This is a genomic window from Nonomuraea sp. LP-02 (assembly GCF_036289125.1).
GTDB lineage: Bacteria > Actinomycetota > Actinomycetes > Streptosporangiales > Streptosporangiaceae > Nonomuraea > Nonomuraea bangladeshensis.
This window is the reverse complement of the sequence record NZ_JAXCLK010000001.1, coordinates 9,084,449-9,109,334: the sequence shown is the minus strand read 5'-3', so window position 1 is coordinate 9,109,334 and position 24,886 is coordinate 9,084,449. Positions and strand designations below refer to the sequence as shown.

The window sequence follows — 24,886 nt, the reverse complement described above, 5'->3', positions numbered from 1 at the left end:
ATCAGGGCGCGAGGGGCGGCTCAGCGCCCCTGTCGCCACCCTGGCAGCCCCTTGCAGCCTGCCCTGGAGCCCAGCAACTGGAGCCCGCCCCTATGCCGCGCCCCGGCGCCGTCGCGAAGCGGCTTCAGCTCAGCCGGTTGTCGGTGCCGCGCGGCCCCTGCCGCGTGGACTCCGCGCTCAGCGTCGGCTGCCAGTCGAACACGTAGCCACCCTCCATCGGCCCGATGACCACCTCGGCCCCCGCCGTGGCCCCGGCCTTGGCCAGCTCCTCCTCGACGCCCAGCCGCTCCAGACGGTCGGCGAGGTAGCCGACGGCCTCGTCGTTGGTGAAGTCGGTCTGCCGGATCCACCGCTCCGGCTTCTCGCCGGTGACCTGGAACAGGTTCTCGTTGACCCGCCGGACCTTGAACCCGGCGTCCCCGAGCTGCTTGGGCCGGATGACCAGCCGGGTGGGCTCCTCCACCGGCTTGCTGGCCCGCGCCGCCGCGACCCACTCCCCCATCGCGTACGTCAGCTCGCGCAGCCCGTCATGCGTGGCCGCCGACACCGTGAACACCTGCAGCCCGCGCTCCTCGAACTCGGGCGTCACCAGCTCGGCCAGCTCCCGCGCGTCCGGCACGTCCGCCTTGTTGAGCACGACGATGCGCGGCCGGTCCTCCAGCTTCCCGTACGCCGCGAGCTCGGCCTCGATCACCTCGTAGTCGCTGACCGGGTCGCGTCCCGGCTCCATCGTGGCGCAGTCGATGACGTGCGCGAGCATGTCGCACCGCTCGACGTGCCGCAGGAACTCGTGCCCGAGCCCCTTCCCCTGCGAGGCGCCCGGGATCAGCCCCGGCACGTCGGCCACGGTGAACACGGTGTCGCCCGCCGTCACCACGCCCAGGTTCGGCACGAGCGTCGTGAAGGGATAGTCGGCGATCTTCGGCTTGGCCGCGCTCAGCGCCGCGATCAGCGACGACTTGCCCGCGCTCGGGAAGCCGACCAGCGCCACGTCCGCGACGCTCTTCAGCTCCAGCATCACGTCGAGCCCGTCGCCCGGCTCGCCGAGCAGCGCGAACCCCGGCGCCTTGCGCTTGGTCGAGGCCAGCGCGGCGTTGCCGAGGCCCCCGTGGCCGCCCTGCGCGATGACGTACCGGGTGCCGGCGCCGATCAGGTCCACCAGCACCTCGCCGGTGCGGGCGTCCTTGACCACCGTGCCGTTGGGCACCGGCAGGATCACGTCCTCACCGTTGGCGCCGTCGCGGTTGGAGCCCTGGCCCTGCTTGCCGTTCTCGGCCTTGCGGTGCGGGCGGCGGTGGTAGTCGAGCAGGGTCGCGGTGTTGGGGTCCACCTCAAGGATGACGTCGCCGCCGCGCCCGCCGTTGCCCCCGTCCGGACCGCCGAGGGGCTTGAACTTCTCCCGGTGGATGGAGGCGCACCCGTTTCCCCCGTCACCGGCCTTGACGTGCAGGACCACCTGGTCCACGAAGTCCGGCATGCAGCAGCACTCCTCCATCGCCCCCGCCAGGGGCTTCTCAACTCATCGAACGGGACCCTACCCAGGCCCCGGGAACGCGGAAGGGGTGGATCGCCCGCGCGATCCACCCCTTTGACGCGATGGTGCAACGACCCCCGTGACGGGAGCGGAGAACTACTCCGCGACGGGGACGATGCTCACGGCCCGACGGCCGCGCTTGACGCCGAACTGCACGTGACCCGCGGTCAGCGCGAACAGCGTGTCGTCGCCACCACGGCCGACGTTGTCGCCGGGGTGGAAGTGGGTACCACGCTGACGGACGATGATCTCGCCCGCGTTGACCAGCTGGCCGCCGAAGCGCTTGACGCCCAGGCGCTGAGCATTGGAGTCACGGCCGTTCCGGGTGGACGACGCGCCCTTCTTGTGTGCCATCTCTCAAACTCCCGATCAGGCCTGGTCGATACCGGTGATCTTCACCTGGGTGTACCGCTGGCGGTGACCCTGGCGCTTCTTGTAACCGGTCTTGTTCTTGTACTTGAGAATCCGGATCTTCGGGCCCTTGGTCTCGCCGAGGATCTCGGCGCTGACCATGAACTTGCCCACCTCGGTGGTCACGTCGCCATCGTCGACGACGAGCACCGTCGGCAGCGAAACCGAAGAGCCGACCTCGCCGGCGACCTTGTCCACCTCGAGGACGTCACCGACGGAGACCTTCTGCTGCCTGCCGCCGCAACGAACGATCGCGTACACCGCGGAACCCTTCTACTGACTCGCTGTTGCCACAGCCGTCCCCTGAGGGAACGACCGCCGAATGCTGCGCCTGCCATTCGGTCCTGTCTCGAACCGACGAACCGAGTAGGCGCGCCAACAGGGCGCGTCACCTGACGCACCGGTTCACCAGGGTACCGGATTAACGGTCCCCTAGGCGAACCGGACGGATCGTCGGATGTCCGCCAAAGGCTAGTCGGCGGACTTCGCTCGGCGAGAGCGTCGCCGCCCTCTGCCGGAAGTCTGGCCCGCTTGGTCGTCCTCAGCCGGGACATCATCAAGCGCACCGGTCACGGTATCACGGCCTGAGGTGTCCTTGGCCGCGGAAACCTTGTCCGAGACCGCCTTCTCGACGGCCATCTTGCCCTGCGTGCCGCGCGGCTCCGGCTTGCTCTCGACCGGCTCGGTCGAGACGATCAGCCCGCGCCCGTTGCAGCACTCGCACGGCGTCGAGAACGCCTCCAGCAGCCCCTGACCGACCCGCTTGCGCGTCATCTGCACCAGGCCCAGCGAGGTCACCTCGGCCACCTGGTGCTTCGTACGGTCGCGCGCCAGGCACTCCAGCATCCGCCGCAGCACCAGGTCGCGGTTGGACTCCAGCACCATGTCGATGAAGTCGATCACGATGATGCCGCCGATGTCGCGCAGCCGGAGCTGGCGCACGATCTCCTCGGCCGCCTCCAGGTTGTTCCTGGTGACCGTCTCCTCCAGGTTGCCGCCCTGGCCGGTGAACTTGCCGGTGTTGACGTCCACGACCGTCATCGCCTCGGTGCGGTCGATGACCAGCGAGCCGCCGCTCGGCAGCCACACCTTGCGCTCCAGCGCCTTGCCGAGCTGCTCGTCGATGCGGTAGGCCTCGAACACGTCGCCCTGCTCGCCGTCCCACTTCGACAGCCGCTCGCCCAGGTGCGGCGCGACGTACTTGACGTAGTCGTCGACCGTGTCCCAGGCGTCGTCGCCCTGGACGACCAGGTTCGTGAAGTCCTCGTTGAAGACGTCGCGGATGACGCGGATGGTGAGGTCGGGCTCGGCGGACAGCAGCTCCGGCGGGCTGGCTGACTTGGCCTTCTTCTGGATGCTTTCCCACTGGGCCGACAACCGGGCCACGTCGCGGGCCAGCTCGTCCTCAGAGGCGCCCTCGGCCGCGGTGCGCACGATGACGCCCGCGTTCTCCGGCATGACCTTCTTCAGGATGCTCTTGAGCCGGGTGCGCTCCTTGTCGGGCAGCTTGCGGCTGATGCCGGTCATCGACCCGTCCGGCACGTACACGAGGTAACGCCCCGGCAGGCTGATCTGCGAGGTGAGCCGCGCGCCCTTGTGCCCGATCGGGTCCTTGGTGACCTGCACCAGCACCGACTGGCCGGACTTCAGCGCCGACTCGATGCGCTTCGGCTGGCCCTCCATCCCGACGGTGTCGAAGTTGACCTCACCGGCGTACAGGACCGCGTTGCGGCCCTTGCCGATGTCCACGAACGCCGCCTCCATCGAGGGCAGCACGTTCTGGACCTTGCCGAGGTAGACGTTGCCCACGTACGACTGGCTCGCCTCGCGGTTGACGTAGTGCTCGACGAGCACGCCGTCCTCCAGCACCGCGATCTGCGTACGGTCGCCCTGGCGGCGCACCACCATCATGCGGTCGACCGACTCGCGCCGGGCCAGGAACTCCGACTCGGTGATGATCGGCGGACGCCTGCGGCCCAGCTCGCGGCCCTCGCGGCGGCGCTGCTTCTTGGCCTCCAGCCGGGTCGAGCCGCGCACGCTCTGCACGCCGTCCGTGGCGGTCTCCAGCGCACCGGTGCGGCCGGAGCGCGGCGCGCGGATGCGCACCACCGTGTTGGGCGGGTCGTCGCTGGCCGGCTCAGCGCCCTCGTCACCGCCCCTGCGGCGGCGGCGACGGCGGCGGCGTGAGGACGAGCTCTCCTCTTCCTCCTGCGCGGACGGCTCCTCGGCGGGCTCCTCCTCGGACTCCTCGTCCTGGTCCTCGCCGTCCTCGCCCTCGCCACGCTCACGCGACTTGCCGCGCCCGCGGCCACCGCGGCGGCGACGGCGGCGACGTCCGCCGCCCTCTTCCTCCTCGGGCTCCTCGACGGCGTCGGCATCGGTCTCGTCCTCGACGCCCTCTTCGACAAGGTCCTCGGCCTCCTCCGGCTCGACCGGCTGGGGCGGCTCGGGACGCCGCGTCACGGCGGGCTTGGCCTGGGTCGGGTCCGGCGCCTGGAACAGCGGCGCGAAGATGGCCGCGGGCCGCTGGAACGCGGCGCCGGGCTCGTCGTAGCGGCGGGCCGAGAGCCCGAACGGGTCGGCCAGCAGGCTCGGCCGGGTCGGTTCCTCGTCGAGGTCCTCGCCGGCGGGTTCGTCGTCGAGCGGCTCGTCCTCGGGAAGGATCTCGATGATGTCCTCCCCCTCGTCCTCAAGACCCTCGACATCCCCGCCGGACGCCACCACAGGGCCCTGAACGCCACCGGCCACCGCGCCCTGACCGGCGCCGGCCTGGCCAGGCACGGCTCCCTGCGGGCCCGTGCCGGCGTCCTCGCCCGTCTCGCCGGGCGCCGCCTCCGCGGCGGTCGCACGCCGGCTACGCGTCGTCGTGGCGCGGGTGCGCGTCCTCCGGCTCCCCGTGCCACGCCCGCTCTCGGCCGCCTCGGCCTGCGCTTCTGCCTCCGCACCGGCCTGCGTGCCGGCTTCGCCGGCGGCCTGTGCAGCGGCCTGTCCGGCACCCTCCGCGCCAACCGGCCCGGCACCCACGCCACCGGCCGCGCTCACTCCAGCGGCCTGCCCGGCAGCGGCCTCGGTCGCGCCGTCGGCCGGCACGCCCTGCTCCCCGGCGGGCGCGACGGCCTCCGCCGCCACGTCCTCACCGGCCTTCTTACGAGTCCTGGTACGCCGCTTCGGCGCGACCTCCTCGGCGGGAGCCGCGGCCACGCCGCTCTCCACCGCACCGGCGCCAGCGCCCTCGGCGCTCACAGCCACACCGGCGCCGCTCTCAGCACCGGCCTCCTCGGCCTCGGCGCCCTTCTTCGTGGTACGCCGCCGCGTCGTCGTCGCGGTGGACCGCGTACGCGACGTCTTCTTGGGCTTCTCCTCGCCGGCTCCGGCCTCGCTCACCGCGTCCGCCACGGCCCCGGCCACAGCGGCCTCCACCGGACTGACACCAGCCCCAGCAGCAGGGCCACCAACAGCTTCGGCAGCACCAATGCCACCAGCCTCAGCCACGCCGCCACCGGCCCCGCGAGCGCCGCTCACGGCACCGCTTCCGTTCTCCACGGCAACAGCGACCTCGGCATCCGGCGACCCGGCTGCTCTGCGCACCACAGTGCCCCGCACCGGCGCGCCCTCCGACACCGACACCGACGGCGCGGCCTGGGCGGCGACGACGGTGACCGGCTTCTGCACCGGCTCCTCGGGCAGCTCGGGCGGCGGCCCCGCGGGCCGGCTGGCGGCGCGGCGGCGCCTGGTCCCCGTTGTCTGTTCAGTTGTCTCCCCGTCGGGGCCAGTGGCCCCGGCGTTGGGCTCGTTGTCGAGCATGCGGGCGCTCTCCCGTCAGCTCCCGGGCGCGTCGCCGCGCCGCGCGGGAGCCATCGTGTCTCAGTTGTCCGTCGGCGCCTCCGTGACGGAGTCGCCGACGCCAAGTCCTGTCAGCGGTCGTGCCCGGCGCATGCTGGGCGCGTCCTCAACCGCCGACGTGCTCACCCGCCGGTCCCGCCTCGCCGCCGCGCGTCGTGTCGCGGTCCAGGCCGAGCGGGTCGGCAAGCGCACCGGTACTGGCGTCGAGCGGCCCCTGCGCCAGCCTGGTCACCTCGGGGGGAACCGGCGGCGCGAAGTCGGCCACAAGGCGCAGCCCTGTGAGCACATCGTCGGGTCGAACTGCAGGCGTCATGTGCCGAACAACCATGCGCAGTATGACACACGGCCCTCTCTGCACCTGAGCTGCGGTTCTTTCTGTTCCCTCGGACACCGTCAGCCCCAGGACGGCGCCGCGCGCGTCGAAGCGGCGGGGTCCCTTCTTGGTGAGGCGTTCGACCTCCACGGTGCCCTCCGCGAGAAACTTCTCCACCGCCATCTCGGCGAGCTCGCGATCGGCACCGGGCAGGCGCACCTCCCAGTCGGAGACCTCCAAGCGGTCGGCCAGCCCACCCTGACCCGCCTCCACGACGTCGAGCACATCGAGCCCCGGCGGCAGCGATCCGTCCAGACTGGACCTGACCTGCTCGGGGTCACACGGCGTGGTTACGCCGATCTCGAGGTATTCGGCTTCGCTGGCGACGCCGGTCGGCGCCGCGCCCGCGTAGGAGATCTTGGGGTGGGGCGAGAAACCCGCGCTGTAGGCCACCGGAATGCCAGCACGGCGGACCGCCCTCTCGACGGCCCGCGAGATGTCGCGGTGGCTGGTGAAGCGCAGGCGGCCGCGCTTGGCGTAACGCACACGCAGGCGCTGCACCGTGGGCGCGGGCGGAGGCCCTTCGGGAACAGGTTTCAGAGTCTGTCGTCCTTCCCTTGTAAGAGTTCCTTCATTCAGGATAAGCCGCCCCGGTGTATGGACGTGTACAACGAGGCACGGCTCGCCCACTGAGCGCGCTAGACCACGGTGAGCGGAAGGAGCTTCCGTCCCGTCGGACCGATCTGGATCTCGGTGCCCATGGTGGGGCAGACGCCGCAGTCGTAGCACGGCGTCCAGCGGCAGTCCTCGACCTCGCCGCCGGAGACGGCCTCCTGCCAGTCCTGCCACAACCATTCGCGGTCGAGGCCGGCGTCGAGGTGGTCCCACGGCAGGACCTCGTTCTCCTCCCGCTCGCGGGTGGTGTACCAGTCGACGTCGATCCCGGCCTTGTCCGCCGCGGCCATCCAGCGCTCGTAGGAGAAGTGCTCGCTCCAGCCGTCGAACCGGCCGCCGTCCTCCCAGACGGCCCGGATGACCGCGCCGATCCGGCGGTCGCCGCGCGACAGCAGGCCCTCCACGATCGAGGGTTTGCCGTCGTGGTAGCGGAAGCCGATGGCCCGGCCGTATTCCTTGTCGCCGCGCAGCGAGTCACGCAGTGCCTTGAGCCGCCGGTCGACGGTCTCGTGGTCGGCCTGCCCGGCCCACTGGAACGGCGTGTGCGGCTTGGGCACGAACCCGCCGATGGAGACCGTGCAGCGGATGTCTCTGCTGCCGGTGGCCTCACGACCGGCCTTGATGACCTTCTTGGCCAGGTCGGCGATGCCGAGCACGTCCTCGTCCTGCTCGGTGGGCAGGCCGCACATGAAGTAGAGCTTCACCTGCCGCCACCCCTGCGAGTAGGCGGTGGTGACGGTGCGGATGAGGTCTTCCTCGGTGACCATCTTGTTGATCACCTTGCGCATCCGCTCCGAGCCGCCCTCCGGGGCGAAAGTCAGGCCCGAGCGCCGGCCGTTCCTGGAGAACTCGTTGGCCAGGTCGATGTTGAACGCGTCGACCCGTGTCGAGGGCAGCGACAGCGAGGTGTTGGTGCCCTCGTAGCGGTCGGCCAGTCCCTTGGCGACCTCGGCGATCTCGGAGTGGTCGGCCGACGACAGCGACAGCAGGCCGACCTCGTTGAAACCAGACTCCTTGATGCCGTTGTCGACCATCGCCCCGATCGTGGTGATGGACCGCTCGCGCACCGGGCGGGTGATCATGCCCGCCTGGCAGAACCGGCAGCCGCGGGTGCAGCCGCGGAAGATCTCCACGCTGAACCGCTCATGCACGGTCTCGGCCAGCGGGACCAGTGGTTTCTTCGGATAGGGCCACTCGTCGAGGTCCATCACCGTGTGCTTGTGGACCCGCCACGGCACGTCGGGACGGTTGGGCGCGACCCGCTTGATGCGCCCGTCCGGGTGATAGTCGACGTCGTAGAACTTGGGCACGTAGACGCCGCCGGACTCGGCGAGCCGCATCAGCAGCTCGTCACGGCCGCCGGGCCTGCCCTCGCCCTTCCACTCGCGCACGACCTCGCTGATGGCGATGGAGATCTGCTCGCCGTCGCCCAGCACGGCCGCGTCGACGAAGGCCGCGATCGGCTCGGGGTTGAAGGCCGCGTGGCCGCCCGCGACGACGATCGGATCGTCCTCGCCCCGGTCTGCGGCCTCCAGCGGGATGCCGGCCAGATCGAGCGCGGTCAGCAGGTTGGTGTAGCCGAGCTCGGTCGAGAACGACACGCCGAGCAGGTCGAAGGCACGCACCGGGCGGTGCGCGTCGACGGTGAACTGTGGCACGCCCTCGGCCCGCATGAGGGCCTCCAGGTCGGGCCAGACGGCGTAGGTGCGCTCGGCGAGCGTGCCGGGCAGCTCGTTGAGAATCTCGTAGAGGATCGCCACGCCCTGGTTGGGCAGCCCGACCTCATAGGCGTCCGGGTACATCAACGCCCATCGCACATCGGCGGAGTCCCAGTCCTTGACGGTCGAGTTGAGCTCACCTCCGACGTACTGGATGGGCTTCTGCACCTTGGGCAGCAGCGCTTCCAGGCGGTGGAAAATCGACTCGACAGGCATACCGTCAAGGGTAGCGGGGCCGGGGCGGTGGCAAATCCGGCAAGCGCGCTCACGCCCGGTCAGCGCCGCCCGCGGCCGGTCAGAGGAACGACTGACCTCGCACCTTGATGGCCTGCAGCAGCCCGATCGCGATCAGGTTGGCGAACGTGGCCGTGCCGCCGTAGGACACGAACGGCAGGGGCAGCCCGGTGATCGGCATGATGCCGATCGTCATGCCGACGTTGACGAACGTCTGGAAGCCGAACCAGCACACGATCATGCCCGCGACCAGCGTCCCGAACCGGTCCTCGCACTTGCGGGCGATGCGCAGCCCGCGCACCAGCACCACCCCGAGCAGCACCACGACCGCGGCCGACCCGAGGAAGCCGAACTCCTCGCCCGCCACCGTGAAGATGAAGTCCGTGTGCTGCTCGGGCACGAACCGCCCGGTCGTCTGCCCGCCGCCGAGCAGCCCCTTGCCGAGCAGCTGCCCCGACCCGATGGCGATCAGCGACTGCGTCGCGTTGTATCCCACTCCGCGCGGATCGACGCTCGGATCGACGAACGCCGTGAACCGCGCCACCTGGTACGGCTCCAGCAACTGGAAGTAGAACACCGAGAAGATCCCCAGCGCGGCGGTGGCCACCAGCCCCGCGATGACCCGTTTGCGCACGCCCCCGAGGACCAACCCGGCCGCCGTGATCACCGCCAGCACCATGGCCGTGCCGAGGTCGGGCTGGAGCATCACCAGCCCCATCGCGATCACCGCCGCCAGGATCGCCAGCATCACGTCGAGCCCGCGCGGCCGATCGGTGCCCTCCGCCGGCTGCGCCAGCAGCATGGCGATGATCAGCAGCAGCCCCACCTTGGCGAACTCCGACGGCTGCACCGCGAAGCCGCCGCCGAGCAGGATCCACGAGTGCGAGCCGTTGATCGTCGCGCCCAGCGGCGTGATCACCAGCCCCAGCCCGACCAGCGACACGAAGAACACCAGCGGCGCGTACGCCCGCATCGCCCGGTGATCGACGGTCGCCACCATGGCGCACAGCACCACGCCGATGGCCTCGTTGAGCATGTGCTTCTTCACCAGGCCGGTGGAGCCGGGCGCCCAGGTCCTGGTGCACGACCACACCAGCAGCGTGCCGATCACGCACAGCCCGGCGACCGCCACCAGCATGAGCCCGTCGAGCCTGCGGACCGCGGAGTTCTCCTGCATGAGCCGGCGCAGCAGCGAGGGCCGCTGGACGGCGGCGGTACGGGCGGTCATCGCGGCGCCACCGTTCCGTCGGGCCGGAAGACCGGCAGCTTGGTGGTGAGCCTGCCCCCGGGCACGGCCGGGGTCCGTTGGATGCCGTAAATGCCCTCGTAGATCTCACGTGCGGCGGGCGCCGCGGTCTGCGCGCCCATCCCGCCCTGGGAGACCATGACGACCACGACGTACTGCGGGTTCTTCGTCGGCGCGAACGAGGCGAACCACGAGGTGTCCTGCTTGCCCCACACCTCCGCGGTGCCGGTCTTGCCGCCCACGCGCACCTTGTCCATCGGGAAACCGGCGAACGCTCCGGCCGCGGTGCCGTCCTGGGCGACCTGGCTGAGCGCGTTCTTGATGTAGTGCCGCTCCTTCTCGCTCAGCGGCAGCTTGCCGACCACCGGCACGGGGATGGTCCTGACCACCTTGCCGTCAGGCCGCACCTGCGCCCAGCCGATGCGCGGGCTGCGCAGCTTCCCGTCGCTGACCAGCGCCATGTAGGCCCGCGCGAGCTGCATCGGCGTCACCAGCACGTCGCCCTGCCCGATGGAGAAGTTGGCCGAGTCGCCGGGCCGCAGCAGGAACCCCTCCGTGCAGTTCTCCAGCGCCAGCCGCTTCAGGAACTCCGCCCGCGCGCGGTCCTTGACCTCCGGATAGCCCTTGCGCGAGCGCTCGCAGGTGACCGCGTTGGTCTGGTTCCAGAGGCTCTTCTTCCACGCCCGGTCGGGAATGCGGCCCCCGGACTCGCCGGGCAGGTCGACACCGGTCGGCCGGCCGAACCCGAACGCCCTGGCCGTGTTCGCGAAGATCTCCTTCGGCGTCTTCTTCGGATAACGCCCACCGTCCTTGAGGTACTGCTCGTACGCGGCCCGGTAGAAAATCGTGTCGCACGACTTCACCAGCGCCGTGTGCAGGTTCATCGGGCCCAGCCCGATGCCGCGGAAGTTGTTGAAGGCCCGCCCGCCCACGTTGTACGACCCCGAGCAGTCGTAGGTGCCGTTCAGCGGATAGCCGGCCCGCAACATCGACGTCACCGACGAGATCTTGAACGTCGAACCGGGCGCGAACTGCCCGTTGATCGCCCGAGACACCAACGGCTTGCCCGACTTCTCCGACATCAGCCGCTGGTAGCCGCGCGCCGAGATTCCGCCGCCCCAGATCTCCGGATCGTAGTTGGGCTGGCTGGCCAGCGCCGCCACCCTGCCGCTCCGCGCGTCGAGCACCACCGCGGCCCCGCCGTCGGCCTGCGGCGCGGACTTCATGGCCCTGGCGAGGGCCCTCTCGGTCACCGCCTGGATGCGGGAGTCGATGCTGGTCACCAGATGGTCCCCGGGAACGGGCGTGACCTGGTCCTCCACCCCGAGCGCCTTGCCCATCCGGTCGACCTGCACCCGGCGCAGCCCGGCCTTGCCGCGCAGCGCGTCGTCGTAGACGTACTCCAGCCCGTCGCGCCCGGCCAGGTCGACGCCGGAAAAGGCCGCCTTGAGCCCTTCGCGCTTCTCCAGCTCCTCCTCGGTGACCGGCTGCAGGTAGCCCAGCATCTGCGCGCCCGCCCGGCCGCCCGGGTACTGCCGCACCGAGTGGATCTCCGCCGTCACCCCGGGGAACTCCTCCTGGCGCTCCAGGATCTGCAGCGCCTCCCGGGTGTCCACCTTCTCGTCCAGCGGCACCGGCTGGTAGGGCGACCCCGTCCAGCACGGCTTCGGCACCTTCGGCCCGCACGGCGTGATCTTCCGCTGCAGCTCCTGCACCGGCCTCCCGAGCACCTGCGACAGCTTGGTCAGCACCTTCAGCCCGCCGTCCGGCGTCCTGGACAGCAGCGCCCGGTCCACGGACACGACCAGCGCCGTACGGTTGCGCACCAGCGGCCGCCCGGAGGAGTCGAGGATCTGCCCGCGCACGGCCGGCACGATCACCGTGCGCGTCCTGGTCTCCGTCGCCCGCGTCACGAACTCCTGCCCGTGCACCACCTGCACCTGGTAGAGCCGCCCGACCAGCACCACGAGCAGCGTCAGCACCAGCACGTGCAGCACCAGCAGCCGGGTCCGCATCCTGATCATGTCGAGTACCTCGGCTCGCCGCGGGTGGCCAGCCAGATGACGACAGGGGACACGAGCAGCGTGTAGACGATGGTGACGGGCACCTCCCCGGTCAACGTGGCCAACGTCACCCGGGAGTCCCCGATCAGCAGGTTGACGCCCACGGCCAGCAGCGGCGCCAGCAGCACGCACAGCACCACAGTGGTCACCGGGCCGCCCGCGCCCCGCCCGGCCACGTAGCCGACCAGCGCCAGCACGAACGCGTACTGCCCGACCAGATGGGCGCCCGGCGGCGCGATGTCCACCACCAGCCCGGCGAAGAACCCGAGCACCGCCCCCGGCACCGCCCCGCGCGCCAGTGCCGCCCCGATCACGGCCAGCAGCACCAGGTCAGGCGCTCCCCCGCCAGGCAACGGCAGCCGGTTGACCAGCATGACCTGCACCAGCAGCGCCAGCAGCACGCACAGTCCTCCGATCACCGCGACCCCTCCTCGTGCCCCAGCCCCCTGATCACCACGACCCACCCTCGGCGCGCAGACGCCCGCACCACCGGCCCCTGCAAGCCGAGGCCGGCACCGCTACGACCCACCTCCCGCACACAGGCACCCACACCACGGCCCACCTCACGTGCAAAGGCACCCGCACCACGGCCCGCCTCCCGCGTGCAGGGCGCCCGCACCACAACTCGCCCTCGCCGCACAGGCCCCCGGACACGCGCCGCCAGGGACCGCACCCCACACACAGACACCCGGGCTCGCGCCTTCGAGCACCACACCCCACACACAGGACCCCGGACCCGCGCCCCCATGCCCCGCACAGGAACCCGGACCCTCATCCCCACGCCCTGCAGCCCACACACAGAACCCCTGACCCGCGCCTCCACGCCCCGCACAGGAACCCGGACCTTCGTCCCCACGCCCCGCGTCCCACGCACAGACGCCCGGGCCCGCGCCCCCACGCCCCGCCCTCCGCACACTGGCGCCCGCATCACCGTGACCCCCCTCGGCGCGTAGGCGTCCGCGTCACCGCGCCCCCCTCCTTGGCGGGCAGCACCGCGTCACGGGGGTCCCTCTTCGGCGCCTCGACCACCACACCGACCGCGTCCAGCGCCGTCAGATCCGCGAACGGCCGCGCGTAGGCGATGCGCGTCAGCTCTCCGGGCGTGGACTCGACCCTCTCGATCACCCCGACCGGCACCCCCGGCACGTACGGCCGCCCGTTCTGCGACCCGAAGCTGACGATCCGCCCGCCCCGCACCAGCGGCGCGGTGGAGTCGAGCAGCCGGAACTGCACGAGCCTTCCGTACTCGCCCACCCCGTGGACGACGCCGATCTCCTTGCCGCCCTCCAGCCGCGCGCCCGCCGCCGAAGCCGGATCGCTGATCAGCAGCACCGTCGAGCTGGTTGTGGAGGCGTGGATGACCCGCCCCACCAGCCCGTCGCCGTTGAGCACGGTCATCTCCGGCTGCACCCCGTCGGCGCTGCCGATGTCGATCTGCACGGTGTCCTCGAACCCCGGCTGGCCTCGCCGCGCGACCACATTGCCGGTGACGATCTTGTATCCGCCGACTCCCGCCAGCCCCAGCAGCTTCTTCAGCTCGCTGGAGCGGGCGGCGTCGAGCCTGCCGGTCAGCATCCCGGTCCGCAGCCGGGCGTTCTCCTCCGTCAGCGCCTTGATCCGCTCCTGCGCCGCCGGCGCGGTGAACAAGGCCTGCACGAACGTGGTGACCGGACGCACCACCCCGCCCCCGAGCTGCTCGGCCGACCCGAAGACCCAGGCTCCGACGGCGCGGAGCGGGCGCAGCGGCGAGCTCTCGCCGGTGCGATGATCGACGGTCAGGATGACCAGCGCCGCCGTCAGCAGCACTCCGAGGATCAGCCGGCCCCGGCGCGAGTCCCTCATCAGTGCCGTGACTCCGGCACCAGGACCTCCTGCAGCGCCTCGAAGTCCTCGGCGCACTTGCCGGAGCCGATGGCCACCGAGTCGAGGGCGTTCTCGACGAGGTGGACCGGCATGCCCGTCTCGGCCTTGACCCGCTCGTCGAGGCCCTTGAGCAGAGCGCCGCCGCCGGTGAGCGCGATGCCGCGGTCCATGATGTCGCCGGACAGCTCGGGCGGGCACTTGTCGAGCGTGGTCTTGACCGCGTCGACGATCGCGTTGACCGGCTCCTCGATCGCCTTCCTGATCTCCTCACCGGAGACGATGATCGTCTTCGGCAGCCCGCTGACGAGGTCGCGCCCGCGGATCTCCGCGTGCAGCTCCTCGTCGTTGGGGCAGGCCGAGCCGATCGCCATCTTGATCTCCTCGGCGGTGCGCTCGCCGAGCATGAGCGAGAACTCCTTCTTGGCGAACGCGATGACCGCCTGGTCGAGCTCGTCGCCGCCGATGCGGATCGACTGGCTGGTGACGAGGCCGCCCATCGAGATGATCGCCACCTCGGTGGTGCCCCCGCCGATGTCGACGACCATGTTGCCGGTGGGCTCGTGCACCGGCAGCCCGGCGCCGATCGCGGCCGCCATGGGCTCCTCGACGATGTAGACCTTCCGTGCCCCGGCCTGGTAGCCGGCTTCTTTCACCGCGCGCTGCTCGACGCTGGTGATGCCGCTCGGCACGGCGATGATGATCCGGGGCTTGGCGAAGTGGCGCCGTTTGTGCACCCTCTGAATGAAATATCGCAACATGCGCTCGGTGACGTCGAAGTCGGCGATCACGCCGTCCTTCAACGGCCGGACGGCCACGATGTTGCCGGGCGTGCGGCCGATCATGCGCTTGGCCTCGATGCCGACCGCCACGATCTTCCCCGTGGTGGTGTTGATCGCGACGACTGACGGCTCGTTGAGCACGATGCCGCGGCCACGGACATAGACCAGTGTGTTGGCGGTTCCGAGGTCGACCGCCATGTCACGGCCGAGGAACGCGAGCTTGCTGCCCATGGGGAACGGAGCCCTCCGTAACGTCGTTCGCGAATGACTACGGATTGAATTCGAATCGTAACGTGACGTACCCACCGATGAGTGCAACGAGCCGCCGCGCCCGTCAAAAATCTCCAGCCCCAAGCTCAACAGCAATTTTGCCCAGACTGTCGCATAACGCCCGAACGCTCACTGGACCGTTCCAAAAACCCCACATGGCATCTGGCAACTCTCGCGGCACACGCTACGCGAGACCACCGACAAAAACACGGGCGCCCGCACAGCGTGCAGCGCTGTGCGGGCGCGGGAGCTCCCTGCCGCCCTCGGAAAGGGACGGTAAGGGCGAGGTAGTTAGAAGCGGTCCGGGAAGAAGATCTTGATCTCCCGGGCGGCGGACTCGGGCGAGTCGGAGCCGTGGACGACGTTCTCGCCGATCTCCAGGGCGTGGTCGCCGCGGATCGTGCCGGGGGCGGACTTCACCGGGTCGGTGGCGCCGGCCAGCGCGCGGAAGGCCTCGACGGCGCGGGGGCCCTCCAGCACCAGGGCGACGAGCGGCCCCGACGTGATGAACTCGACGAGCTCACCGAAGAACGGCCGCTCGGAGTGCTCGGCGTAGTGCGCCTTGGCGGTGTCGGCGTCGAGGGTGCGCAGGTCCATCGCCACGACCTTGAGGCCCTTGCGCTCCACACGGGCGATCACGTCACCGATGAGGCCACGCTTCACTCCGTCGGGCTTGATCAGGACAAGAGTGCGCTCGGACACTTGGAGTTCTCCTTCGAACAGAATGGGGTCGCGGCTACCGGCGCCCCGGCCTCATCGCGAGGACGCCTCGGCCGGGCACGGGCCCGGACGTCGCCGTAGCCGGGCCTCAGCTTACCGTCCCGGGCCCGCACCCTCGTTTCGGACGGGCGATCCCGCCCCGACCCTGCGGGCCGCCGTGGAGACCGGACGGCGCCGTCTACGGGGCACGGTCGTCCTCGGGCGACTTCGCCTGAGGCGGAACGGCGGGTACGCGCCCCTCCTCGGGCTCGCCCTCCGGCTCGGCGATCGCACGCCCGTCCGGCACGGACCGAACACCTTCAGGCGCGCCCGCGTCGGGCTCCTCGCCCTCGTCCCGGCCAGGACCATCCCCGGCGGCGAGGGCGTCTCCCCACTTCCGCCGCTCGCCGGCGCAGTCAACGGCCTCGCTTCCTCGACCCGGGTCGTCCTGGGCAGCCGTTACGAGCAGAACATCCTCGAGGGCCCGTTCACCTCCGTCGTCGCCCTCCGGCCGCCGCGCCAGCACCGCCGCGAGCACGATGACGGCCACCAGCAGGAACCCGCCGATGAGCGCCCACCAGTGCAACGCCCCCACGAACTTGTCGACCAGCTCCTGCGCCGACCGGACCCCGTCCAGCAGCGCCATCTGCACCCCGGTCCCCAGCAGGAACCCGGCCAGCACCCCTGCCACGCACAACGACAGCCCGAACGCCGCCGCCCCGATCCCGACCTCCTGCAGCGTCGCCGTCAGGGCCACCGCCGCCCCCACCGCGAGCAACGTGAACGGCACCGCCAGCACCATCCCATCGGCCGACGGCACCACCAGCCGGACCGAGCACAACCCCACCACCATGGACAGCAGCCCCAGCGGCGCCAGCCATCTCCCGGCGCCGACCGCGTACAGCCGAACGGCCACCGCCGCGCCGATCGCCAGCGCCCCCGCGATCCCGTAGGGGATCCACAGCCCCCGCAACCCCGGCCCGCCGAGCCCACCCATCTCCACCAGCGTCACCTGAGCCGCGCTCGGCAGCAGCACCACCCCCACGGCCACCAGCACGTACGCGGCCCGCCTGCTCTCCACCGGGCCGATCGACGCCAGCGCAAGCAGCCCGAAGACGGCCGTGGCCGCCAGCAGCACCACCGGAGGCGCCCGCCAGCCCGCCGAAGCCGTGCTGATCGCCACCACGGCGATCCCGAGCGCCAGAACGACGCACAGCAGCAGCCGGCCACGCTCGCCCACCTCGAAAGCGGGAGCCTCGGGCCGGCCGAGCAACATCCAGGCCAGCAGGTACGCCGCCGCCACTCCCAGCGCGACCCCCGTCACCAGCGGATACGGCTGCAACGTCACCTTCCAGCTGCTGACCGCGTCCAGCGGCCACAGCGCCAGCGCCTGCGCCGTGAGCAGACTCAGACTGAACGTCCCTGCCCACAGACCGCGAAGCACCGGCGTACGCGGCCAGACCGCGACCAGCGTGGCGGGCACGAGCAGCCCGCACCCGACGCCCCGCAGCACGCGTACGGCGCCGACGAGGAGCTCGCTGACCGCATAGCCGCCCGCCGCGTCGGACAGCGCGACCAGCGCCAGCCCGGCGAGCATGAGATGCGCGGCAGGAACCCGCCGCAACGCCACCGCCGCGAGCGGCACGGTCAGCATGAGCACAGGCAGGGCGAGCCCGTGCGTACGCATGAGCCCGACCTGATCGATGTCGGCGGGCAGCAGCCTCGCGACGACGGAGAGCGTGTTGGGGATGGTGATGATCGCCAGCGGCAGCGCGCAGACGACCAGCAGCCCGAGCAGAGTGTCGAGCAACCAGCTGTTTCCGGGCGCAACCGAACGGAGCGACCGCTGGATCGGGGGGACGGCCATGTAGGCCGACTTTAGCGGGTAGTAGCGCCCTCGACACGGCGAGCGACCATAATCGCGGTGATCCACAGTGCCGCGAAGATCGCCCCGAGGAAGAACATGGACGTCACCAGGAACCCGCTCGCGATCGCCAGCACCTGGACGACGCTGCCGAGCAGGTAGCCGACCGGCTTCTTGAGCAGGCCTGCGGCGACCACGCACAGCACGGCCAGCCCGATCCCGACGGTCACCGCCAGCGCGGGCGCGACCTTGCCGACGACGATCGCTACCGGCGTGATCAACCCGGCGACGATCGCCTCCATCCCGAGCACGCTGGCGCCGAGCCTGCGCATGCCCGGCGTCACCTGAAAGCTCATCCCGAACCCCCCTTCATCCTCATCAACCGGGCTGGTACGCCCAGAGCGCCCGACGCGTCGCATCCGCTCATCAGACGCCGTCCGCCTTCAGCAGCCGCCGCGCGTCCCCCGCCGTGACGACAGATCCCGTGATCAGCACGCCGGTGCCGCTGAACTCCCCCTCGGCGTCGGCGATGCCGATGCCCTTGTCGATGGCGTCGTCCAGCCGGTCCTCCACATGCACCCGCTCCTCGCCGAAGATCGGCTCGGCCAGCGCCGCCAGCTCGTCCGCGGTCAACGACCTGGGCGAGGAGTTACGCGTGACGACGATCTCATCCACCATCGGCTCAAGAAGCTCCAGCAGGCCCTCGACGTCCTTGTCGCGCATGACCGCGACCACGCCGATGACCTTGGCGAAGTCGAACGCCTCGTGCAGCCCCTCCAGCGTCGCCTGCATGCCGCCGGGGTTGTGGGCCGCGTCGATGACGACCGTCGGAGTGCGGCGTACGACCTCCATGCGCCCCGGCGAGGACGCCTGCGCGAAGGCCTGACGTACGAGGTCGGCGTCGAGCGGGTCGTCGCCGCCCGTCAGCGCCTCGACGGCGGCCAGGGCGCACACCGCGTTGCCCGCCTGGTGAGCGCCGTACAGCGGCAGGTAGACCTCGTCGTAGACGCCCTTGAGGCCGCGCAGGGTGAGCAGCTGCCCGCCGATGGCGACCTCGCGGCTCATCACCCCGAACTCCAGCCCTTCGCGCGCCACGACCGCGCCCACCTCGGCCGAGCGCCGCATCAGCACCTCGGCCGCGGCCAGCTCCTGCTGGGCCAGGATCGCGGTGGCGCCGGGCTTGATGATGCCCGCCTTCTCCCCGGCGATGCTGGGGATGTCGGGCCCGAGCCGGTCGGTGTGATCGAGGGAGATAGGAGTGATCACGCACACGGTGCCGTCGGCGACATTGGTGGCGTCCCACGATCCGCCCATGCCGGTCTCGATGACCGCGACGTCCACAGGCGTGTCGGCGAACGCGGCGAACGCCATGGCCGTCAGCAGCTCGAAGAACTGGATGCGCCGGCCCTGGGTGTCAGCAAGCTCGACGTACGGGATGATCTCCTCGTAAACCTGCGCGAAGCGCTCCTCGCTGAGCGGCTCGCCGTCGACGGTGATCCGCTCGCGCATGGACACCAGGTGAGGGCTGGTGAACCGCCCCACCCGCAGGTTGCGCTCCTTGAGCAGCGCCTCGGTCAGCCGCGCGGTGCTCGTCTTGCCGTTGGTGCCGGCGATGTGTATGACCGGGTACGCCCGCTGCGGTGAGCCGAGCAGGTCCAGCAGGGCCGCGATCCTGTCCAGCGTCGGCTCGAAGTCCCACTCGACGCCGCGCTCCAAGATCGCGCGTTCGACGGCACGATAATCCACACCTCAACCCTACTGACTGCTCACACCGCTTCCAGCCACGCCCCGCTCCCCGCGGCATCCCAGAAATGCAGAAGGGCCCCGACGCGAGGCGTCAGGGCCCTCCATATAAAGATTGTCCGGCGGTGACCTACTCTCCCACACCCTCCCGAGTGCAGTACCATCGGCGCAGAGAAGCTTAACTTCCGGGTTCGGAATGTAACCGGGTGTTTCCTTCCCGCCATAACCGCCGTAACCCTCCGAAACAAACAAACACACAGTGTTTGCAGTCTCAGAATTGCCTAGTGGACGCGAGCAAAAACTAGAAAGTATGCTTTGTGGTCAAGTCCTCGGCCTATTAGTACCGGTCAGCTCCACACGTTACCGCGCTTCCACCTCCGGCCTATCAACCCGGTCGTCTACCGGGAGCCTTACCCCCTCACAGGGTGGGAGACCTCATCTCAAGGCGAGCTTCCCGCTTAGATGCTTTCAGCGGTTATCCCTTCCGAACGTAGCCAACCAGCCGTGCACCTGGCGATACAACTGGCACACCAGAGGTTCGTCCGTCCCGGTCCTCTCGTACTAGGGACAGCCCCTTTCAAGTCTCCTGCGCGCGCAGCGGATAGGGACCGAACTGTCTCGCGACGTTCTAAACCCAGCTCGCGTACCGCTTTAATGGGCGAACAGCCCAACCCTTGGGACCTACTCCAGCCCCAGGATGCGACGAGCCGACATCGAGGTGCCAAACCATCCCGTCGATATGGACTCTTGGGGAAGATCAGCCTGTTATCCCCGGGGTACCTTTTAGCCGTTGAGCGACACCGCTTCCACACGCCGATGCCGGATCACTAGTCCCAGCTTTCGCTCCTGCTCGACCCGTCAGTCTCACAGTCAAGCTCCCTTGTGCACTTACACTCAACACCTGATTGCCAACCAGGCTGAGGGAACCTTTGGGCGCCTCCGTTACCCTTTAGGAGGCAACCGCCCCAGTTAAACTACCCACCAGACACTGTCCCCGATCCGGATCACGGACCAGAGTTAGACGTTCAAAACGACCAGAGTGGTATTTCACCAATGACTCCACCCGAACTAGCGTCCGAGCTTCCCAGTCTCCCACCTATCCTACACAAGACGCTCCAAACGCCAATGTCAAGCTGTAGTGAAGGTCCCGGGGTCTTTCCGTCCTGCTGCGCGAAACGAGCATCTTTACTCGTAGTGCAATTTCGCCGGGTCTGTGGTTGAGACAGCGGGGAAGTCGTTACGCCATTCGTGCAGGTCGGAACTTACCCGACAAGGAATTTCGCTACCTTAGGATGGTTATAGTTACCACCGCCGTTTACCGGCGCTTAAGTTCTCACCTTCGCCAACTCACGCTGACTAAGCGGTCCCCTTAACGTTCCGGCACCGGGCAGGCGTCAGTCCGTATACATCGTCTTACGACTTCGCACGGACCTGTTTTTTAGTAAACAGTCGCTTCCCCCTGGCCACTGCGACCCCCACCAGCTCCAGGCGCAAAGCCCATCACCAGCAGAGGTCCCCCTTCTCCCGAAGTTACGGGGGCAATTTGCCGAGTTCCTTAACCACAGTTCACCCGATCGCCTTAGTATTCTCTACCTGACCACCTGAGTCGGTTTAGGGTACGGGCCGCCACAACACTCACTAGAGGCTTTTCTCGGCAGCATAGGATCATCCACTTCACCACAATCGGCTCGGCATCACATCTCACCCTGCATGTGTTGCGGATTTGCCTACAACACGGCTACATGCTTACCCCAGGACAACCATCGCCTGGGCTGGACTACCTTCCTGCGTCACCCCATCGCTTACCTACTACCCGATCGGACCGAGCGTTCAGCCTGACACCCGCCCCGAAGGGCCGGCCGACTTAAGGACTCTTAGCATCACGAGGTTCAGTATGGGCGCATTGAAGCGGGTACGGGAATATCAACCCGTTGTCCATCGACTACGCCTGTCGGCCTCGCCTTAGGTCCCGACTTACCCTGGGCGGATTAGCCTGCCCCAGGAACCCTTGGTCATCCGGCGCGAGGGTTTCTCACCCTCGATTCGCTACTCATGCCTGCATTCTCACTCGCACAGCCTCCACGACTAGATCACTCTGCCGCTTCACCGGCTGCACGACGCTCCCCTACCCATCAACCCTCCCAAAGAAGGATCAATGCCACGACTTCGGCGGTGTGCTTGAGCCCCGCTACATTGTCGGCGCAGAATCACTTGACCAGTGAGCTATTACGCACTCTTTCAAGGGTGGCTGCTTCTAAGCCAACCTCCTGGTTGTCTCTGCGACTCCACATCCTTTCCCACTTAGCACACGCTTAGGGGCCTTAGTCGGTGATCTGGGCTGTTTCCCTCTCGACTACGAACCTTATCGCCCGCAGTCTCACTGCCACGCTCTCACTTACCGGCATTCGGAGTTTGGCTGACGTCAGTAACCTTGTCGGGCCCATCGGCCATCCAGTGCTCTACCTCCGGCAAGAAACACGCGACGCTGCACCTAAATGCATTTCGGGGAGAACCAGCTATCACGGAGTTTGATTGGCCTTTCACCCCTACACACAGATCATCCCCCAGGTTTTCAACCCTGGTGGGTTCGGTCCTCCACCCAGTCTTACCTGAGCTTCAACCTGCCCATGCGTAGATCACTCCGCTTCGGGTCTACAGCATGCGACTCAAACGCCCTATTCAGACTCGCTTTCGCTACGGCTCCCCCACACGGGTTAACCTCGCCACACACCATAACTCGCAGGCTCATTCTTCAAAAGGCACGCAGTCACATCACAGCCGATCCGAAGACCAGCTAAGCTCCTACGGCTTGTAGGCACACGGTTTCAGGTACTATTTCACGACCCCTCACCGGGGCACTTTTCACCTTTCCCTCACGGTACTCGTGCACTATCGGTCATCAGGGAGTATTTAGGCTTACCAGGTGGTCCTGGCAGATTCACACAGGATTCCTCGAGCCCCGTGCTACTTGGGATCCCCTCCAGAAGCCTTCAAGGTTTCGTCTACCCGGCTCTCACGGTCTACGGCAGCCCTTCCCAGAGCTTTCAACTACCCCAAAGGTTTATAACTTCTCGAAGCAGCGGCAGCCACTTCAGGCGGGTCCCACGACCCCGGACATGCAACGCCTGCCGGCTATCACACACGCCCGGTTTAGCCTCATCCGCTTTCGCTCACCACTACTCACGGAATCACTCTTGTTTTCTCTTCCTACGGGTACTGAGATGTTTCACTTCCCCGCGTTACCACCAACCGCCCTATACATTCAGGCGGAGGCAACACCACATGACTGGTGCTAGGTTTCCCCATTCGGACATCCCCGGATCAACGTCTGGTTGGCGACTCCCCGAGGCTTAACGCAGCCTCCCACGTCCTTCATCGGCTCCTGATGCCAAGGCATCCACCGTGTGCCCTTAAAAACTTGGCCACAAAGATGCTCGCGTCCACTATGCAAATCTCAAACAACAAACAGCAACCACATCCACACCAGAGAGACTTCTCTGACGCTTCAGTGGCCCTGTGCTCCGAAGAAGACGAGCGCAACCAATGTGCCCGTTCCTTCAGGACCCAACAGTGTGTCCGACCAGTCCCGGCCTTCTCGACGCCCGTTCCCACTCCCGTTCTCCCCGAAGGAAGACGGGCGGTACTAGCGCGCAGACGACCAGGCCTGGTCGAGTAGCCAGTGCTCCACTAGTGAGCTGTCACCCCACCACACGCTCGGTGGTGACGGGTGAGAGTGCTCCTTAGAAAGGAGGTGATCCAGCCGCACCTTCCGGTACGGCTACCTTGTTACGACTTCGTCCCAATCGCCAGCCCCACCTTCGACCGCTCCCCCCAGCAAGCTGGTTGGGCCACGGGCTTCGGGTGTTGCCGACTTTCGTGACGTGACGGGCGGTGTGTACAAGGCCCGGGAACGTATTCACCGCAGCATTGCTGATCTGCGATTACTAGCGACTCCGACTTCATGGGGTCGAGTTGCAGACCCCAATCCGAACTGAGACCGGCTTTTAGGGATTCGCTCCACCTCACGGTATCGCAACCCTCTGTACCGGCCATTGTAGCATGTTTGCAGCCCAAGACATAAGGGGCATGATGACTTGACGTCATCCCCACCTTCCTCCGAGTTGACCCCGGCAGTCCCCCATGAGTCCCCAACCACCCGAAGGTGTTGCTGGCAACATGGAGCAAGGGTTGCGCTCGTTGCGGGACTTAACCCAACATCTCACGACACGAGCTGACGACAGCCATGCACCACCTGTCACCCAGCCCAAAAGGGAAGCCCCATCTCTGGAGCGGTCCGGGTGATGTCAAACCTTGGTAAGGTTCTTCGCGTTGCGTCGAATTAAGCAACATGCTCCGCCGCTTGTGCGGGCCCCCGTCAATTCCTTTGAGTTTTAGCCTTGCGGCCGTACTCCCCAGGCGGGGCGCTTAATGCGTTAGCTCCGGCACGGAACCCGTGGAAGGGTCCCACACCTAGCGCCCAACGTTTACAGCGTGGACTACCAGGGTATCTAATCCTGTTCGCTCCCCACGCTTTCGCTCCTCAGCGTCAGGTAAGGCCCAGCAAGCCGCCTTCGCCACCGGTGTTCCTCCTGATATCTGCGCATTTCACCGCTACACCAGGAATTCCACTTGCCCCTACCTACCTCTAGCCGGCCCGTATCCACCGCAGACCCGCAGTTAAGCTGCGGGCTTTCACGGCAGACGCGACCAGCCACCTACGAGCTCTTTACGCCCAATAATTCCGGACAACGCTTGCGCCCTACGTATTACCGCGGCTGCTGGCACGTAGTTAGCCGGCGCTTCTTCTGCAGGTACACGTCAACTTCGTCCCTGCTGAAAGAGGTTTACAACCCGAAGGCCGTCATCCCCCACGCGGCGTCGCTGCGTCAGGCTTCCGCCCATTGCGCAATATTCCCCACTGCTGCCTCCCGTAGGAGTCTGGGCCGTGTCTCAGTCCCAGTGTGGCCGGTCGCCCTCTCAGGCCGGCTACCCGTCGTCGCCTTGGTAGGCCACTACCCCACCAACAAGCTGATAGGCCGCGAGCCCATCCCCAACCGAAAAACTTTCCACCACCATCCGATGCCGGAGGCGGTCATATCCGGTATTAGACCCAGTTTCCCGGGCTTATCCCAGAGTCAGGGGCAGGTTGCTCACGTGTTACTCACCCGTTCGCCGCTCGAGTACCCCGAAGGGCCTTTCCGCTCGACTTGCATGTGTTAAGCACGCCGCCAGCGTTCGTCCTGAGCCAGGATCAAACTCTCCAAACAATGTCTGCGTAATACAGCTTGTCCGGATGAATCATCCAAGCAAGAATCCGTCAAAAATGACGGGGTCATACATGTGTGATGCACATGCACTGGCTTTTAACACACTGTTGAGTTCTCAAGAAACGGACGCGTACTTCCTCACCGGACACTCTCTCGAGTCCCGGTGCCGGAGGCGCACTTCGCTTCTCCTTCAGTTTACCAGATCCGGACGATCCTTGTCAAACCGCCCGTTCCGGGAGCTTCCGGACTTGCCCCTCGTCGAGGCAACCCTCGTAACTTACTCCAACTTTCGGCGCTTGTCCAACCGCCTGGTCGGACCTAGCCCGAATGTCGGGGTTCGTTGTGAGGAGTGGCAGGGCACTAC

The 24,886-nt window shown here is 67.9% G+C and carries 15 protein-coding genes and 3 rRNA genes; all 18 read right to left on the bottom strand.

Annotated features, from left to right (window positions below; genetic code table 11):
* Positions 1-124 precede the first annotated feature (124 nt).
* Positions 125-1,477, bottom strand: coding sequence for a GTPase ObgE (obgE, locus tag SMD20_RS42385; RefSeq protein ID WP_329592048.1), 1,353 nt, complete (start codon positions 1,475-1,477; stop codon positions 125-127).
* 153 nt (positions 1,478-1,630) lie between these two features.
* Positions 1,631-1,888 carry a 50S ribosomal protein L27 gene (gene rpmA, locus SMD20_RS42380; RefSeq protein ID WP_020546367.1) on the bottom strand — a complete coding sequence of 86 codons (258 nt, stop codon included), beginning with the start codon at positions 1,886-1,888 and terminating at the stop codon, positions 1,631-1,633.
* A 15-nt stretch (positions 1,889-1,903) separates the two neighbouring features.
* Entirely contained in the window at positions 1,904-2,206 is a 303-nt protein-coding gene (gene rplU, locus SMD20_RS42375; RefSeq protein ID WP_020546368.1) for a 50S ribosomal protein L21, read from the bottom strand.
* Between the two features lie 210 nt (positions 2,207-2,416).
* Positions 2,417-5,749 carry an Rne/Rng family ribonuclease gene (locus SMD20_RS42370; protein ID WP_329592045.1) on the bottom strand — a complete coding sequence of 1,111 codons (3,333 nt, stop codon included), beginning with the start codon at positions 5,747-5,749 and terminating at the stop codon, positions 2,417-2,419.
* 145 nt (positions 5,750-5,894) lie between these two features.
* A complete protein-coding gene (locus SMD20_RS42365) occupies positions 5,895-6,662 on the bottom strand; it encodes a TIGR03936 family radical SAM-associated protein (protein ID WP_329592043.1) in 768 nt (255 codons plus the stop codon).
* Between the two features lie 137 nt (positions 6,663-6,799).
* Positions 6,800-8,710: a TIGR03960 family B12-binding radical SAM protein gene (locus SMD20_RS42360; protein WP_329592041.1), complete on the bottom strand. Its 1,911-nt coding sequence runs from the start codon at positions 8,708-8,710 to the stop codon at positions 6,800-6,802.
* Between the two features lie 79 nt (positions 8,711-8,789).
* The gene (gene rodA, locus SMD20_RS42355) at positions 8,790-9,956 is read right to left on the bottom strand and encodes a rod shape-determining protein RodA (RefSeq protein WP_329592039.1); all 1,167 of its coding nucleotides are present in this window, start codon (positions 9,954-9,956) and stop codon (positions 8,790-8,792) included.
* Positions 9,953-11,998 (bottom strand): penicillin-binding protein 2, encoded by a 2,046-nt coding sequence (gene mrdA / locus SMD20_RS42350; protein ID WP_329592037.1) that lies wholly within the window; start codon positions 11,996-11,998, stop codon positions 9,953-9,955. Before mrdA ends, rodA begins: the two co-directional genes overlap by 4 nt.
* Positions 11,995-12,456 (bottom strand): rod shape-determining protein MreD, encoded by a 462-nt coding sequence (mreD, locus tag SMD20_RS42345; protein WP_329592035.1) that lies wholly within the window; start codon positions 12,454-12,456, stop codon positions 11,995-11,997. Before mreD ends, mrdA begins: the two co-directional genes overlap by 4 nt.
* Positions 12,457-12,964: 508 nt before the next feature.
* A complete protein-coding gene (mreC, locus tag SMD20_RS42340) occupies positions 12,965-13,879 on the bottom strand; it encodes a rod shape-determining protein MreC (protein WP_329592033.1) in 915 nt (304 codons plus the stop codon).
* Complete coding sequence (locus SMD20_RS42335; protein WP_329592031.1) at positions 13,879-14,910, bottom strand: rod shape-determining protein; 1,032 nt, start codon at positions 14,908-14,910, stop codon at positions 13,879-13,881. Before SMD20_RS42335 ends, mreC begins: the two co-directional genes overlap by 1 nt.
* Positions 14,911-15,240: 330 nt before the next feature.
* Entirely contained in the window at positions 15,241-15,651 is a 411-nt protein-coding gene (gene ndk, locus SMD20_RS42330) for a nucleoside-diphosphate kinase (protein WP_090773482.1), read from the bottom strand.
* Positions 15,652-15,847: 196 nt separating this feature from the next.
* Positions 15,848-17,515, bottom strand: a complete 1,668-nt coding sequence (locus SMD20_RS42325; RefSeq protein WP_329592028.1) for a hypothetical protein — start codon at positions 17,513-17,515, stop codon at positions 15,848-15,850.
* Positions 17,516-17,526: 11 nt separating this feature from the next.
* Positions 17,527-17,868: a DUF4233 domain-containing protein gene (locus SMD20_RS42320; RefSeq protein WP_329592026.1), complete on the bottom strand. Its 342-nt coding sequence runs from the start codon at positions 17,866-17,868 to the stop codon at positions 17,527-17,529.
* A gap of 70 nt (positions 17,869-17,938) precedes the next feature.
* Positions 17,939-19,258, bottom strand: a complete 1,320-nt coding sequence (locus SMD20_RS42315; RefSeq protein ID WP_329592024.1) for a bifunctional folylpolyglutamate synthase/dihydrofolate synthase — start codon at positions 19,256-19,258, stop codon at positions 17,939-17,941.
* A gap of 114 nt (positions 19,259-19,372) precedes the next feature.
* A 5S ribosomal RNA gene (gene rrf, locus SMD20_RS42310) occupies positions 19,373-19,489 on the bottom strand.
* A gap of 83 nt (positions 19,490-19,572) precedes the next feature.
* A 23S ribosomal RNA gene (locus SMD20_RS42305) occupies positions 19,573-22,679 on the bottom strand.
* A 320-nt stretch (positions 22,680-22,999) separates the two neighbouring features.
* Positions 23,000-24,522 (bottom strand): 16S ribosomal RNA (locus SMD20_RS42300).
* The 16S, 23S and 5S rRNA genes sit together here, the layout of an rRNA operon.
* Positions 24,523-24,886: the final 364 nt, after the last annotated feature.